We start from the raw sequence: 14,390 nt of genomic DNA on the forward strand, positions 1-14,390 counted from the left end.
GGCCCCCCGGCAGCAGCCACCAGCACAGACCGCCCCGGCCACCCCGGCCGGCCCGGACCGCCACCGCACCGGGGTTCAGGAGGCCGCCGGTACCGGTTCGCGGCCGGCGGCGGAGGGGGCGGCGACGACGCCGTCCTGGTAACTGAGCACCGTGGGGAAGGCGGGGACGCGCAGAGCGCGGAAGAGCGGTGCGGCCTCGGGCCCCGGCACCACCTCGTCCGCCGCCCCGGCGAGTTGGGCGGTCAGGCTGCTCGCGCCGGCCTCGGCCCCGATCACCAGGGCCAGAACCTGCCCGCCCGCCGCCCGGACCCGGTCGGCCCGTTCGGCGAAGTCGGGGAGGCTGTCGGTGCAGGACGGACAGTCGTGGGAGAAGACGCCCAGCAGCAGCTCCCCGGAACGGAAGCCGTCCTGGGTCACGGTCCGGCCGCTGAGCGCGGTGGCGGTGAAGTCCGGTAGCCCGTCCCCGGGTTGTGGCCCCTCGGCTGCGAAGTCGCGGCGTCGGCGCACGGCTTCGAGCTCCTGCCAGCGGCGCAGGATGACCATGAGCAGGACGAGGTTGAGCAGGGCGACGGCTCCGACGAGCACCAGACCGGCAATGACGTAAGGCAAGTTCGACCCCCTGGCGCGGTTGCACGGGTGAGCAGTGTGATACGTGGGGCCTGTCGGGACGATGCCAAGACCTTGCCAGGAACATGACGGGCTGAGCATGATTGCCGCCATGCTTGCCACGGGGTCGCATTTTCGAGTGCTGGGCAGAGTTGAATGGACCGTCGACGGATGCCCCAGGGCCATCGGTCGCCGCCGCGAGCGCCTGCTGCTGGGCTTACTCCTGCTGGAGATGGACCGGCCGCTCCCGATGGACCGGCTGATCGACCTGCTGTCGGACGAGGACGAGCGTCCGCGGTCCCGGACCGACCTCTATGTGGACGTCTGCCGGCTGCGGGCAAGCCTTCGCCGGGGCGGGTGCGACGGGTCGGTACGAGTGGTACGGAGCGGCTCGACGTACACCCTGACCGGCGATCCCCAACTGGTGGACCTGCACCGTTTCACCCAGCTGGTCAATCGGGCCCAGCAGAGCACCGAGCCGCGGGAGGTCTCACGGCTCGCCTCGTCCGCCCTGGCCGAATGGCGCGGCGCGCTTCTGGAGGACGTCGCCTCCGAGCGGACCCGCCGAGGCATCGGCGCCGCTTTCGACGAACTTCTGATCTCCGCACAACTGCTGCGTGTCGCGGCGGAGTTCAAACTGCGCAACTACTGGTCCCTGGCCGCGGAGCTCGCACGCCTCACCGAGGAGTACCCGGAACACGAGATGTTCCTGGCCTTCCGCGCGGCCACACTCTACGAATGCGGCCGCCGCGCGGACGCACTGCGCGTGCTGTCCTCGGCACGCGCCCAGATGACCGCCCGCCTGGGCCTGGACCTGAGCCGCGAACTCCAGGACCTGCGCCAGGCGATCCTGCGGGACGGCCCGGTGGACCTCCGCATCTTCCGGGGCGGAGCCCTGGGCGCCACGATGTGACGCGCGGGGCGGGGGCACCACGCCCCGCCCCCTCTCTGCGGAGGCACAGACGAGCGACAGAGGCACTCCGCGATCAGTAGTGGTACCGGGCGGCAAGGAGAACGATCCCCTTGTCCCTAAAGAACCACCCCGATCCGACCTGCGCGTTCAACGATCGGCAGAGTGACAGCACAGCACCCGCTCACACATGGCGCCGGAACACCGTCCGCAACGCTGCTACCTGTGGAAACGCACCTTTCCTGGATCGCATCCAGCACAGTGACGGCAGACCCGGCACTCCGAGCCTTTGTGTACACACGGGACACCCGGTACCCTTGGGCGCATGACGCAGCCACTGCCCATAGAGTCCATTCGCGATGTCCGGGCACACCTCGCCGAGGTCGTGGAGCGAGCCGACCGGGACGACGTACCCACTGTGATCACCCGACGCGGCAAGCAGGTCGCCGCCGTCGTCTCCATCGAAGTGCTGCGCAAGTACCAGGAGTGGGAAGAGCGCGAGATCAACCGGATCATCGACGAGCGCATGGCCAATCCAGCACCCGGCATCCCGATCGAGGACGTCATGAGGGAGACGCTGGCGCGCAGTGAGTGAGTACCGCACCGTCTTCCGGCCCGAGGCCCAGGCCGAGCTCCGCAAGATCCCGCGGGACACGGCCCTCCGCATCCTGGCAAAGCTGACCGAGCTGGAGAGTAATCCGCTCGGCTTCAACACCACCGCCCTCGTCTCCCAGCCGGACCGCCGTCGACTGCGAGTCGGCGACTACCGAGTCGTCTACACGATCGACAACGGAGAGCTGGTGGTGTGGGTTGTGCGCATCGGGCACCGCTCCACCATCTACGACACCTGACCCCGGCCCGCTGCGGCATCGAAGCATCCAGCGCCCGCCGTCCAGCACGGACAGGGCGAAGGGGCCGGCCCCGGGAGAGCCGCCCCCTTCCGATCCGTAGGTTCCGATCCACACTCCCGACAAGCCGTCCAGCACGCAGCGAACGGACGGATCACACGTTGAAGCGGAATGTCTGCGGCCCGAACCTGACCTGCGGCGGAGCCTCCTGCATGCCCCTGAACTGGTATTTCCTGGTTGGCATGCGTTGGCTCCCGACGACCATTTACGGGTGTCCTGCGGACTGGCTGCGGACTTGCCGGGGGATCCGAGGCAGCGAAATCCCTGGAGCTGTAAACCGCGTCTGAAGCGGCCGAGCTCGATGAGGGTCGTCGTGCCCGGCACCACCAGCACAGAGGCCGCCTGGAGGGCGGGCAGAGCGATGACGGCAAGCGGCTGTGGCGGCCGAAGGTCGCCCCTTCGTGAAGACGCGAAGACGTACTTCAGTCTGGCGAGCGCCGCCGTAACGCATCGGGCGATGTCAGGCGATTGCCTGACAGGCGAGGGATGGGTCCGGTAGATCTGTGCCCGTGACTGACTCCATGCCCCCCGATGACGGCGAGCCCACTTCCCTCCGCGAGAAGGCCAAGGACTGGGTCGAGAAGCACCCGAGGACGATCCGCTTCGTCAAAGTCGCGGGCGTGGCTGCGGGCATGGTCGCTGTTGTGGTCCTCGCGCCGCGCAGCATGGATGAGGACGCAGACGAGTTCCCCAGCTATGCCGAGGGTTCCGCAAACGCCGAAGACGTTGAGGATGCTGAGGGTGCCGCGGAAGTCGAGGGTGTCGCTGGCCAAGAGCAGCCCTCCGCCTCCGAAAGGACGAGCAGTCCTCGCGACTCCGTCAAGAACCACCTGCGGAATCTCCACCACGGCTGGAACGCCAGCGAGGAGAAGAAGGCGCAGTACAAGGAGGAGACAGGGGAAGATCTGCCTCCCGGCACCACCTGGGTCTCTCCAAAGTCCGATGCGGACGATTCCCCGGAAGGCGAGGCCCCCGGTGCGGATGATTCCCCGGAGGACGAGTACCCGGGCGAAGCAGCAGCCTGAGCGCTCAGGTGCAGGTCGCTGCGACCTCCATTCTTGTGCAGTGCCAGCGCAGGCCCTTACGTTCCGTCCCATGACCGCATCAGACGATCTACTCCGCCGGATCGAGCAGGAGCCTTCCCTTGCTGCCGCGCTCGCCTGGCCTGGCGATTTCGACGTCGAACGCCGGGACCCCATTGAGGACCTTGCCCTTCCCACCGGTATCCCCCTACACCCGATAGCCAGCTGCGGCGCCGGCGGCACGTACTTCCTGTGCGGGGAAGCCGGAGCCGAGGAGAGGCCCGTCCTGTACGCCGACTCGGAGGGCCAGGCCACACTGATCGGCGCCGACCTCGTCGAGGCCATCACACTCATCGTGGTGCTGCCCTTCTGGCGCGACCTGGCGAAGGGCTTCGCGATCAGCGAGCTCGGCTCGGACCTTCGGGCCGACCACCCGGACTTCGACGCCGAGCGCGACCGCCTTCTGCACGCCCTCGGGCTTGCCTCCATCTCCGAGGAGGAGGCTGCCGCTCGCCTGCTGGCGGTGGCTGCACGCACGGCCCCGGACTACGTGCCGCGCGTACCGGACGACGATTACCTGCCTTACAAGCTTCTGTTTCCGAGTGGCCCTGCATAACGAAGCCAGCGCTACGTCAGTACCGGGCGATGACCTGCCGCAGGTCCGTGCCCAGGAGGTCCTCCAGCGCGTGGACGCTGGCTTGCGGTAGCGGCAGCTCGCATTCTGGATCTGTGGTTACGAGGCTGTACCTGGCGAAACCCGCAGCCCAGACGTAGTCGAGGGCGTTCAAGTCCGTCTGGGCAGAGCAACAGGGCACCGTAACGGCAAGCGAGTCGAAATAGCCGTCCGGAAGGGCTGCCGTGTCCATCGCGTTGCCCCACCAGTCTTCGATGTCGGAGCCGCACACGGGGCACCGAACACCGCACCAGTTCTCCCCGGGGTCGATGAAGGCTGCGCCGGGGATGTCCCAGACGTCATAACCGCCCAGCGCTTCAGGAACCAGTTGCTGTAGCTGGGCCTGCGCAGCCTCGCTCGCGGCCGACGCAGGCGAAAAGTGCGGATCCTTGGGTATGAGGTGAAGCAGCGTGATGCTCACGCTGCCGACCAGCCGTCCAGCGAGACCTCCAAGCCGTCATTCAGGTAGTGGTGGAGGGCGCTGGCAGTGGTATCCACAAACGCCTCGGGGATGGCGTTGGCGTCGATCCAGCGGACCTGGGAGTGCTTGCGGGGTTCGCGGTTTTCGGGTTCGCCGGTCCATTCGTGGGCGGCGAAGACGACCGTGAGGAAGCCGTTGGGGGCCTCGACGCCCCAGGCACCGTGGATGATGTGGGCGACCTTGAGGGACTCGGGCTTCACCGTGAGGCCGGTCTCCTCGTACAGCTCACGGACTGCAGTCTCCGTGATGGGCTCGCCCGGCTCGCTCTTGCCGACGGGGAGGTCCCACAGGCCCTGGGCAAACTTGGCGTTCTCGCTGCGCTGGAGAAGGACCACGCGGTTGGTGGCCTTGTCGTGGACGATTACAGCCGCGACCAGCAGGGTCATCGATTCGAGCGCCGGCTTGAGGGCCTTCGACTGGTCGTCGGTCTGCTGGGTCACGGTGTTCCCTTCGTCGGGCGGGTTGTTGGGCATGTTAGGCGAGGGCCTCGCGGGCGCGGCGTGCAAGATCGGCGGCACCGGGAACGCGGCGGCGCTGGTAGACCGCGAGAGTGGAGCGGATTGAGGTGATCGCCTTGCGGGTGCGGTCGGAGGTCATGCCCTCCATGAGGACCAGGGCCTGGGCCCAGGCGGCGACGGCCTCGTCTGCGCGGGCCTGGGCGGCGAGGCTGTCGCCGAGGTCTGCGTGGGTGAGGGCGTGGACGCGCTTGTACTTTTCGGGGTCCCAGCGGGTGAGCGCGTCGCGGTGCTGCTGTTCCGTACCGACGTGGTCGGCGAGGTCGGTCAGTGTGCGTGCGGTGTGGCTGGCCACGGTGCCGGCGGCGGGGCCGCTGACGCGGGAGAAGCTGGGCTGGGGACCGTCCTCGCGCAGGAGCGCGTCTTCGGCGGCGAGGAGAGCTCGGGCGGCCAATGGGTTCTCGCCAACGGCTGCGTAGGCGCGCGCGTGCGTAATGTGAAGGAGCGCTTCCGTCTGGCCGTCTACGTGGCCGAGGCCGCGAGTGAGGGCGCCTTCGACGAGGTCCACGCAGTGGTGGGGCTGTTTGAGGCTGAGGGCCTGGTGGGCGAGGGCGCGCATCATCTAGGCGGCGTGGCCGTGGGGGTCGGCTTCGCAGGCGAGCTTGTAGCCGACCTGGTAGTAGCGCTGGGCGGCACCTTCCTGGCCGAGGTCGTGGTGCTTCCAGCCTGCGAGGTAGGCGAGTTCGGCGACGGCGCCGAAGGCGGTTCGGCGTAAGGCTTCGCTGGGGAAGCGTCCGCGCAACATGGGGGCGGCGGTGTCGGCGAGGTACGCGGTGACGGTGGTCAGTCCGTGCCCGCCGCCGAGGCGCTCGTCGGCCGCGCTGAAGGCCGCGGTGATCTGGCGTACGACGTCCACGTCCTCCGCGCCGACCAGGGATGTGCCGGTGCGGGCGCGGAGCATGCGGGTGGTGGCTTCGTGGTCGTATCCGAGCGGCATGGCGACGCCGGCGGTAGTGAAGGCCGCGATGGCGAGGAAGCGGCGGCGCTCGACGTCGGCGCGCCCCAGGTCGGTGGCCGCGAGGACGGGGTCGGACTCCGCTGGCGCATCGCCATCACCGGCCTGGAGGCCGATCTCGGTCTGGGTGATTGTGCGCGCCGCTCGACGGGACAGCGCTTCGGCGAGGTACTGGCCTACTCGGCCCGACGGGGCACGGGTGCCGCTCACCCAGTGGGAGATGGCCGACTTGTTGGTCTGGAGGATCTCGCCGTTCTCGGCGGCGATGCGCCGTACGTCTCGGGCGAGAGCCTCGTAGGTGCAATCGGCCGCGTTGATGACGTCGCGCAGACGAGTGTTGGGGTGTCTCTGCGCCGCCAAGATTGCCTCCACTCCGGAGCTGTAAACCGCGTATACCGCTTCAACTGCCTTCCACCGTACCCACTGAGCGTGACCAACGGTTCACTTATCAGCAGCCGCCCGGAACGGCCCGACCGTGATCCAGGCTCCCCCTTGATCCGGGCGGCACGCCGAAGTTCCGTACGCCCACACCAGGTTCGGGCATTCCTGTGCCCGAACCCGGCCGAACAGAGACGGAGACACGGTGACCACCATCGACACCACGGCCATCACGGTCGAGCTGCCCGAGGCGTTCGACCCGCGCTGGAGCCGCCTGCCCGGCGTCCAGGTCGACGGCCGGCGCATCACCATCGACCCGGCCGAGTACTTCTTCCGCTTCGAGTCGAACACCTGGCTCGTCGCCGACTGGGAGCTGGTCAAGTCCCAGCTCCTGGACGTGGACGAGACGACCGAGAGCGCGGTCGAGCCGCTCGCGCTCGACTTCATCAAACAGCACAGCGAGTCCACGTCCGACCCGGCCCGCCTCCTGGCCACCGCGTACGAGGTGTACGCCTACCTCTTCCGCGAGGAGCACCTGGCCGGCCTCGGCCTGCCGCAGATCACCGCCGAGCACCTGCGGATGCTCCGCGAGGCGGCCACGCTCATGGCGCTCAACAGGGTCGAGCTGGACGGGCACATCTCCAACGTCGGCCCGTGCTGGTTCTTCCCCGCCGCCACGTCCGTCGTCTTCGACCTGGACGACGAGATGGGCGGGATGCTCGACGAGGTCTACCACGGCGCCTGGTTCAACGAGCACCGCCGCATCGAGTCCATCAAGGCCCACGCCGCGCTCGGCGGCCGGCTCGTGCACGGCTGCCAGTCCGTGCCGGACCAGTCCGGCGGCGTGGTCGCGCCCTACGGTGCCTCGATGGCGAACTTCCGCGACGACCTCGCCGCGTTCAAGGCGGGCTGGATCGAGCAGGTCTACGCCCACCGCGTGAACCCCGCCGCGTAACCCACCATCCGATCAGGCTCCGGGGTGGGCCGGCATCCCTCGCCCGCCCCGGAAGCCACCATCCCCCGGAGCCCTCCTGTGACCACGAACCCCAGCGCCGAACTCCTCGACAACCTGCTCACCGCGACCGGCCAGACCACCGCCGTACGGGAGGAGGTGCGCGTGTGGTCCATGTCCGGCGTCGAGCGCGTGGCCTTCCCCGACGGCTCCACGGCCATCTTCAAGTACGCCAAGAAGCCCTTCGACAGCGAGGACCAGGCTCTCCGCCTGGCCCACACCCTCGGCGTACCCGTCCCCCAGGTCCACGCCTCCGCCGTCCTGGACGGCTGGCTCGGCATGCTCATGGAGGACCTCGGACCGTCCGTCCGCGAGGCCGACGACCTCGACGGCGTCGCTGCGGCTGTGATCCTGCACGGAACCCGTACGGCTCCGCCCTTGCCCGTCCTCGACCAAGAGCGGCTGCGGACGCTCCCGGCCAGGGCGCTGGAACACCTCGAACGGCTGCGCAAGGTTGACCGGTGGCAGGATGCCGACGACGTCGAGGACGCGCTCGACCGGATCGCCCAGGTCGCCGAGGCTCGCTCGGCCGGAGCGACGCTGGAACCGTTCGGATGGGTGCACTCCGAGTTCCACCCCACCAGCCTCCACATCGGCGAGCGCGGCTGGCGGCTGCTCGACTTCGCCCGCGCCTGCACCGGCCCCGGCCTGCTTGACCTCGCCAGCTGGCACGGCACCATCGAGCCTCCGCACCCCGTCCGCCTGCGCGTCTTCCTGGAGCAGTACGTCACCGCCGGCGGCACACCCGACGCCCTCGCCCCGCGCGGCGGACTCACCGCCGAACACTGGGCCCTGAGCTGGCACCGCATGTGGGCTGTCGAGTGGTTCATGGAGCAGTCCATCCGATGGATCAACGACCCGGCCACCGACCCCGCCTACATCAAGGCCGTCCGCCGCCACCTCACCGATGTCCTCCACCTCCTGGAGATCTGACGTGCTCGCCCAGGCATCCCCCTGGCACGCCCACGCCTCCCAGCGCACCGCCGCCAGACTCGCCGAACCTCTGGCCGTACCCGCCCGGATGGAATGGACCACGAGACCCGGCCAAGGCCCCGGTGCCGAGATCCTCGGCCCCGACCTGCGCGGCAAGCGAGTTCTCGAACTTGGCTGCGGCCCCGGCCACAACGCCGCCCACCTCGCCACCCGCCACGGCGCCCATGTCACCGGCGTCGACCTGGTCGGCCTCCAGGTCCGCCCAGCCCGCTCCCACTACGGACGGCTGAACAACCTCACCTTCGTAGCTGGCCACGCACTGCACTACCTGCACGCCTCCGACGAGCAATGCGACGCGATCTACTCCGTCTTCGGGGCCGTCGGTCTCGTCGCTCCTGAGCTCCTGCTGCCGGCCATCGCCCAGCGCCTCACGCCCGGACGAGTGCTCGCCTTCTCCGTCCCCCACCCGCAGCGCGGCGGCCGCAGCCCCTCCGGCGACGACCGGCCCCGTCGCGACTTCGTCACCCTCCCCGACCGCACCCGGCTCCCCATCGCCCGCTGGGAGTTCGACACCGACCGCTGGGAGAGACACCTCAGCAGGGCGGGTTTCTGGCTCACCTCGGCCCAGGAGTTCAACGACCACCGCATGGGCCACTGGCCCACCACCCTGCTGATCCGCGCCCGCAAGCTCTGACCAGCCACTCGTCCCGGCTTCCCCCGGAGGAACCGATGCGCCCGCCTTACCTGCTCCTCGACATCGACGGCGTCCTCATACCCTTCCCCAACGCGGACGGCTCGACCCCGGCCACCCACGCCCGCCACGACGTCGTCCCCACCGGCCGGAGCGCCGACAACCCGGTCGCCGTCTGGCTCGACCCTGCCCACGGCCCCATGCTCATGGACGTGATCCGCACCGGCCTGGTCACCCCGGTCTGGTGCACCAGCTGGCGCCAGGACGCCACCACCCTCATCGGCCCGTTCCTCGGCCTTCCAACCCTGTCGTACGTCGATCTCCCGCGTCCGCAGATCACCACCAGCCACCCCAACGGCTACCTGTGGAAGCGCGACCACGTCGACGCCTGGCTCGGCGACGTCCCCGCCGTCTGGATCGACGACGACTTCACCGGCCTCGACCATGAATGGGCGGCGGAGCGCACTGCGAAGGGAACGTCGACCCTCCTCATTCAGCCCGACCCACACCACGGGCTGCAGCCCGAGCACCTGACCAGGCTCATGACGTGGGTCTCGCAGTTACCCACAGCCCGCGCCGCCTGACGCCCTGATGCCCTCGCTGCCACAAGCAGCGAGGGCATCAGAGTGTTGCTCGCGCGTGAGCTGTCTGCGGTCTGTGGCACGTATCGGCGGCGCTGGTGTCGGAGTCGGCTGGAACACTGCGGTCTTGATCAACGAGATGACCCCAGACCTTCCTGGTGCTCCCGCCGGCTCCCTGCCACCCAGAGCGCAGGCAGAGCTTGCCGGCACCGCCTGGGAAGAGCTGCCGCACGTCTGTACGGGCCGGCACGGTGTGCCTGACACACCCGACATCCTCGGCGCTGTGCTCGCTGCCGACCCGGCCCGCCGGGTACGGGCGGTGGGCGATCTGTATCGGCTGCTCCTCAATCAGGAGCAGGTGTTTCCGGCGACCGCTCCGGCAGCCTTGGTCCTGGCCCATCTTCTCGACGATCCGCGCACCCTCGCCGAAGACCGGTGGGAGCGCAGGGCCGGTCGGCGGTCACTTCGCGCCGAACTGCTGAACTGGCTGGCTTCGTTCGCCGACATCGCCCGCCTGGACGTCGAAGACGGCGTCGGCACGGCGCAGAATCTGGCCGCCTCCCGTGCGGCAAGGCCAATACTCCACGACCGCATCGCGGACTTCTGCGACGCCGACGATCCACTGGTGAAGGAGGCCGCGCTCGCGGCCACCGCCCTGCTCCTGGACGACCCCGCCCTCGCCTCGTCCGTACCCCGGTACGCGCCCGCCGTTCGGGAGGTCCTTGCCGTGAGCGCGGACTCGTACTACCGGTGGGTCGCCCGGGAACGGCTGGCTGCCTGGGGGGAGGATGTCACCGGTCTCGTCACTGCGGAGAAGGAGCGCCGCGCGGCCCTGGACCGGGCAGGCGAGCTGTCGGAGGACCCGTTCGGCGGCCAGGAGCAGGAGCAGGCGATCCGCTGGCTGGAAGAGCAACCCGAGGACACCGCGGCTCCGAAACGACTCGGCCGCCGACGTGAGGACCGGACCGCGCCCATACCGGCCGCCCTGCACGAGCCAGCACCCGAGCCGCCCGTGGCCGCCGCTGGAAGCGAGGCGGGGTACCGCGGCCCGTGGCGGATCGCCCGGGAGGAGGAGCGCGCCGAGTGGACGTTCACGCCGTACGTAGGAGTCGGCCCCCTGCACTTCGGGATGCCCTTGGAGGAGATCACCCGCGTCCTCGGCGAAGGACCGGCCGTCTCGTCCTACTCCCACCACGGCGAAGACCAGCAGCTCAACTACGCCGACTTCACTGAGAGCGGGATCAGGGCCCTCTTCCACGACGGCCGCCTGGGGTGCGTCGCCGCAGACGCCCTCGCAGGCCCCCAGGTGAGACTGGACGCAGCCCCTCTGACCGGCTGCGCACCTTCCCACGTGGAGGGCTGGCTCGTCCACCGCACAACACGGCCCGGCAGCCTGGCGTACAGCGTCGCCGGCGATCCGGTCTTCGCCGACCTCGGCCTGGCGATCCGCTCTCAGCGGGCCGGCGACGTCGTCCTGACCCGCCCCCTCTTCCTGCTCCGCGACTGGCTCGACCTGTGGCACGCGCTGCCCAGCGAGGAATGGAACTGCTCCTGAAACGTGGTTCGCCGGTCGGCCTCACCTGAGTGCGAGGCCGACCGGAGCGACATCTCGTCCACTCGAGCGACATCGGGGGCGTAGACCACCGGCCGGGTAGGGAATCAACGTGAGCAGCCCTGTGGCTGGCTGAGCAGCGGGCCGCTGATCCGGCCCGATGCCGCGCCACAAAACGTGGCGAGGGCATCTGACCAGGGTCAGCGGTTTCGACTCTGCTCTTCGGGCCCCGTGGCCACTGGTGCGACCGGAAGATGCGGCGTGGCAGACCTGGCCGATGTGGTACGCGGACCCGCCCCGCGGACGGCGGGGCGGCGGTCGACGGAGCAACGTAGCCGCTCCCCCACGTGCTGGCCGAATTCAGCACGTTGCGGACTCTATCCGGACCACAAAAGGCCGCCCAACCCGCTCCGTCGCAGGTCAGACGGCCTTTCGCCGAACGTATTAGACGTTGAAGCGGAACTCCACCACGTCCCCGTCCTGCATCACATAGTCCTTGCCCTCCATGCGCGCCTTGCCCTTGGCGCGGGCCTCGGCGACCGAGCCGGTTTCGACCAGGTCCTCGAAGGAGACGATCTCCGCCTTGATGAAGCCCTTCTGGAAGTCGGTGTGGATCACACCGGCCGCCTCGGGGGCCGTGGCGCCCTTCTTGATCGTCCAGGCGCGGGCTTCCTTCGGGCCTGCCGTGAGGTAGGTCTGCAGGCCCAGGGTGTCGAAGCCGACGCGGCCGAGGGTGGCGAGGCCCGGCTCTTCCTGGCCCATGGACTGGAGGAGTTCGAGGGCCTCGTCGTCGTCGAGCTCGATCAGTTCGGACTCGATCTTGGCGTTGAGGAAGATCGCCTCGGCGGGGGCGACCAGGGCGCGCTGCTCGTTCTTGAAGTCCTCGTCGACCAGCTCGTCCTCGTCGACGTTGAAGACGTAGAGGAACGGCTTGGTGGTCAGGAGGTGCAGCTCGTGGAGGAGCCTGCCCTTCTCGGTGCCCGCGGTGATGCCCGAGGCGAAGAGGGTCTGGCCCGACTCCAGGATCTTCTGGGCCTCCTCGACCGCGGCGAGGACCGCGACCTTCTCCTTCTGGAGGCGGGACTCCTTGGTGAGGCGCGGGACGGCCTTCTCGACGGACTGGAGGTCGGCGAGGATCAGCTCGGTGTTGATCGTCTCGATGTCGTCCTTGGGCGAGACCTTGCCGTCGACATGGACGACGTTCTCGTCCTTGAAGGCACGGATGACCTGGCAGATCGCGTCGGACTCGCGGATGTTCGCGAGGAACTTGTTGCCCAGGCCCTCGCCCTCCGAGGCACCGCGGACGATGCCGGCGATGTCGACGAAGTCGACCGTCGCGGGGAGCAGCCGCTGGGAGCCGAAGATCTCGGCCAGCTTGTTCAGACGGGCGTCCGGGACGCCGACGACGCCGACGTTCGGCTCGATCGTGGCGAACGGGTAGTTGGCCGCCAGCACGTCGTTCTTGGTCAGGGCGTTGAACAGGGTCGACTTGCCGACATTCGGCAGGCCGACGATTCCGATCGTGAGCGACACGTTGGCGACTTCCTGAGGAGTGAGGCGGTGGGCGGGAACGCTGCGGGCCCGGGTGGGCCGATTCTCCAGTTTACGGGCGGGGGCAACCGGGTACCCACGGGTCCGGTCGGGCGCCGGTCCGGTTCCCGTTCGGCCGTGTGGCATCGAACTCATCGCCTAGGTCGACCAAAGGGCGTGTCCCGCACCTGTTTCCTGCCGCCCGGCGACCTACGTTGTCCCGGTGGAGCAGCACAGGACACGTCCCCCGCAGCGCAGGCAGTCTCGCCAGGCCCCGCTGTCCCCGCAGGCCACCATCGAGGAGGCCGCGACCGTCTACCGGGTGGTGAGCGCGCCGGAGGGCCGCTCCCGTCCGGTGCCGCCCGTCGTGCTCGCGCTGCGCAGGCTGCCCAATCCCCGGCTGACCGGCGTCGGGGCCGGGCTCTTCGCCGCGGCGACCATGTTCGTGATCGCCTGCCTCGACCTGGTGGCCCTGGACGGTTCGCCGGTGGTGTTCGGGGTGCTGTTCCTGCCGGTCTGCGCGCTGACCGCGCTGTGGGTGCGGCCGGCGGACCTGGTGACCGCGCCGATCATCGTGCCGATCGCGTTCGCCGTCGGGGTCGTACCGATCGCCGGTGGTACGGGCGGCTTCGCCGGCCGGACCATGGCGGTCGTCACCGCGCTCGCCGTGCACGCCGGGTGGCTGTACGGCGGGACGCTGATCGCCGGGCTCATCGCGACCGTACGGAAGGTACGGCAGATGCGTCAGCGACAGCGCCGCTCACCGCTCGCCTCGCAGCCGGCGCGCCCCTCCTCGCGGGGGCCGCGCCGCCCGCGGCGGTGAGCGGCGTCCCCCGAGGGCTGTCGTGTGATCCCCGGCGCGTGTGCGGCGACAGCCCCTAGCTGCTCGATGCCGCCATCGCGGCGCCCACGATTCCCGCGTTGTTCTGCAGCTCGGCCGGCACCATCTCGGCCCGTACGTGCTCGATCAGGGGCAGGAACTTGTCGGCCTTGCGGCTGACCCCGCCGCCGATGATGAAGAGCTCGGGCGAGAACAGCATCTCCACATGGGCCAGGTACTTCTGCACCCGGTGCGCCCAGTGGTGCCAGCTCAGGTCCTCGTCCTCCTTGGCCTTGGTGGAGGCGTGCTTCTCCGCGTCGTGGCCGTTCAGCTCCAGATGGCCCAGCTCGGTGTTGGGGACGAGCCTGCCGTCGACGAAGAGGGCGCTGCCGATGCCCGTACCGAGCGTCAGCATGATCACGGTGCCCTTGCGGCCCCGGCCCGCGCCGAACGTCATCTCGGCGACACCGGCCGCGTCCGCGTCGTTCAGCACGGTGACGGGGAGGTTCAGCCGGTCGCCGAGGAGGCCTCGGGCGTCCGTGTCGACCCAGCCCTTGTCGACATTGGCCGCGGTACGGGTGACGCCGCCGGTGACGACGCCCGGGAAGGTGACGCCGACCGGGCCGGACCAGTCGAAATGGCCGACGACCTCGGCCACGCACTCGACCACGTCCTTGGGCGTGGCCGGGTGCGGTGTCAGTACTTTGTGGCGCTCCTGCGCCAGGTCTCCGCGGTCCAGGTCCACGGGAGCGCCCTTGATCCCGGATCCGCCGATGTCCACGCCGAAGATCTGCATGCAATCCACGGTACGGGCAGGCCGCCC

16 protein-coding genes and 1 pseudogene are annotated in these 14,390 nt (G+C 69.4%); 11 read left to right on the plus strand and 6 right to left on the minus strand.

Annotated elements, in window-relative coordinates:
* Positions 1-75: 75 nt before the first annotated feature.
* Complete coding sequence (locus tag ACWCPY_RS09310) at positions 76-609, minus strand: peroxiredoxin family protein (RefSeq protein ID WP_451263731.1); 534 nt, start codon at positions 607-609, stop codon at positions 76-78.
* A 136-nt stretch (positions 610-745) separates the two neighbouring features.
* Here ACWCPY_RS09310 and ACWCPY_RS09315 point away from each other — a divergent pair, with 136 nt between their 5' ends.
* From ACWCPY_RS09315 to ACWCPY_RS09335, 5 genes are all read left to right on the plus strand, one after another.
* Positions 746-1,519 (plus strand): AfsR/SARP family transcriptional regulator, encoded by a 774-nt coding sequence (locus ACWCPY_RS09315; protein WP_451263732.1) that lies wholly within the window; start codon positions 746-748, stop codon positions 1,517-1,519.
* Between the two features lie 322 nt (positions 1,520-1,841).
* Entirely contained in the window at positions 1,842-2,111 is a 270-nt protein-coding gene (locus ACWCPY_RS09320; RefSeq protein WP_161367966.1) for a type II toxin-antitoxin system Phd/YefM family antitoxin, read from the plus strand.
* A complete protein-coding gene (locus ACWCPY_RS09325) occupies positions 2,104-2,367 on the plus strand; it encodes a type II toxin-antitoxin system RelE family toxin (protein ID WP_451263733.1) in 264 nt (87 codons plus the stop codon). The genes ACWCPY_RS09320 and ACWCPY_RS09325 overlap by 8 nt, the downstream gene beginning before the upstream one ends.
* A 566-nt stretch (positions 2,368-2,933) precedes the next feature.
* Entirely contained in the window at positions 2,934-3,449 is a 516-nt protein-coding gene (locus ACWCPY_RS09330) for a hypothetical protein (RefSeq protein WP_451263734.1), read from the plus strand.
* A 70-nt stretch (positions 3,450-3,519) separates the two neighbouring features.
* Positions 3,520-4,062 (plus strand): hypothetical protein, encoded by a 543-nt coding sequence (locus ACWCPY_RS09335; RefSeq protein ID WP_362438689.1) that lies wholly within the window; start codon positions 3,520-3,522, stop codon positions 4,060-4,062.
* Between the two features lie 16 nt (positions 4,063-4,078).
* On the opposite strand, the gene ACWCPY_RS09340 is transcribed toward ACWCPY_RS09335, so the two are convergent.
* The 3 genes and pseudogenes from ACWCPY_RS09340 to ACWCPY_RS09350 form a co-directional block, all read right to left on the minus strand.
* Positions 4,079-4,540: a hypothetical protein gene (locus ACWCPY_RS09340; RefSeq protein WP_362438692.1), complete on the minus strand. Its 462-nt coding sequence runs from the start codon at positions 4,538-4,540 to the stop codon at positions 4,079-4,081.
* On the minus strand, positions 4,537-5,073 hold the full coding sequence (locus tag ACWCPY_RS09345; RefSeq protein ID WP_451263735.1) for an NUDIX domain-containing protein: 537 nt from the start codon (positions 5,071-5,073) through the stop codon (positions 4,537-4,539). Before ACWCPY_RS09345 ends, ACWCPY_RS09340 begins: the two co-directional genes overlap by 4 nt.
* Position 5,074: 1 nt before the next feature.
* Positions 5,075-6,430, minus strand: a pseudogene (locus tag ACWCPY_RS09350) (tetratricopeptide repeat protein).
* Positions 6,431-6,653: 223 nt separating this feature from the next.
* Between ACWCPY_RS09350 and ACWCPY_RS09355 the strand changes: the two are divergent.
* From ACWCPY_RS09355 to ACWCPY_RS09375, 5 genes are all read left to right on the plus strand, one after another.
* On the plus strand, positions 6,654-7,403 hold the full coding sequence (locus tag ACWCPY_RS09355; protein WP_451263736.1) for a hypothetical protein: 750 nt from the start codon (positions 6,654-6,656) through the stop codon (positions 7,401-7,403).
* Between the two features lie 78 nt (positions 7,404-7,481).
* Positions 7,482-8,393, plus strand: a complete 912-nt coding sequence (locus tag ACWCPY_RS09360; protein WP_451263737.1) for a phosphotransferase family protein — start codon at positions 7,482-7,484, stop codon at positions 8,391-8,393.
* Position 8,394: 1 nt separating this feature from the next.
* Positions 8,395-9,087 (plus strand): methyltransferase domain-containing protein, encoded by a 693-nt coding sequence (locus ACWCPY_RS09365; RefSeq protein ID WP_451263738.1) that lies wholly within the window; start codon positions 8,395-8,397, stop codon positions 9,085-9,087.
* 35 nt (positions 9,088-9,122) lie between these two features.
* The gene (locus ACWCPY_RS09370; RefSeq protein ID WP_451263739.1) at positions 9,123-9,668 is read left to right on the plus strand and encodes an HAD domain-containing protein; all 546 of its coding nucleotides are present in this window, start codon (positions 9,123-9,125) and stop codon (positions 9,666-9,668) included.
* 250 nt (positions 9,669-9,918) lie between these two features.
* Positions 9,919-11,220: a hypothetical protein gene (locus ACWCPY_RS09375; protein ID WP_451263740.1), complete on the plus strand. Its 1,302-nt coding sequence runs from the start codon at positions 9,919-9,921 to the stop codon at positions 11,218-11,220.
* 441 nt (positions 11,221-11,661) lie between these two features.
* Here the strand turns inward: ACWCPY_RS09375 and ychF are convergent, their stop codons facing one another.
* On the minus strand, positions 11,662-12,750 hold the full coding sequence (ychF, locus tag ACWCPY_RS09380; protein ID WP_451263741.1) for a redox-regulated ATPase YchF: 1,089 nt from the start codon (positions 12,748-12,750) through the stop codon (positions 11,662-11,664).
* Positions 12,751-12,970: 220 nt separating this feature from the next.
* Here ychF and ACWCPY_RS09385 point away from each other — a divergent pair, with 220 nt between their 5' ends.
* Positions 12,971-13,570, plus strand: a complete 600-nt coding sequence (locus tag ACWCPY_RS09385) for a DUF6542 domain-containing protein (protein WP_451263742.1) — start codon at positions 12,971-12,973, stop codon at positions 13,568-13,570.
* Between the two features lie 55 nt (positions 13,571-13,625).
* Here the strand turns inward: ACWCPY_RS09385 and ppgK are convergent, their stop codons facing one another.
* On the minus strand, positions 13,626-14,363 hold the full coding sequence (gene ppgK / locus ACWCPY_RS09390; protein WP_451263743.1) for a polyphosphate--glucose phosphotransferase: 738 nt from the start codon (positions 14,361-14,363) through the stop codon (positions 13,626-13,628).
* Positions 14,364-14,390 lie beyond the last annotated feature (27 nt).

Source organism: Streptomyces sp. NPDC002403 (assembly GCF_053593015.1).

Bases quoted from the DNA above. Each gene is read 5' to 3' on its own strand.
- ACWCPY_RS09320 (WP_161367966.1), top strand. From the start codon at position 1,842: ATGACGCAGCCACTGCCCATAGAGTCCATTCGCGATGTCCGGGCACAC.
- ACWCPY_RS09335 (WP_362438689.1), top strand. From the start codon at position 3,520: ATGACCGCATCAGACGATCTACTCCGCCGGATCGAGCAGGAGCCTTCC.
- ACWCPY_RS09345 (WP_451263735.1), bottom strand. From the start codon at position 5,073: ATGCCCAACAACCCGCCCGACGAAGGGAACACCGTGACCCAGCAGACC.
- ACWCPY_RS09370 (WP_451263739.1), top strand. From the start codon at position 9,123: ATGCGCCCGCCTTACCTGCTCCTCGACATCGACGGCGTCCTCATACCC.
- ppgK (WP_451263743.1), bottom strand. From the start codon at position 14,363: ATGCAGATCTTCGGCGTGGACATCGGCGGATCCGGGATCAAGGGCGCT.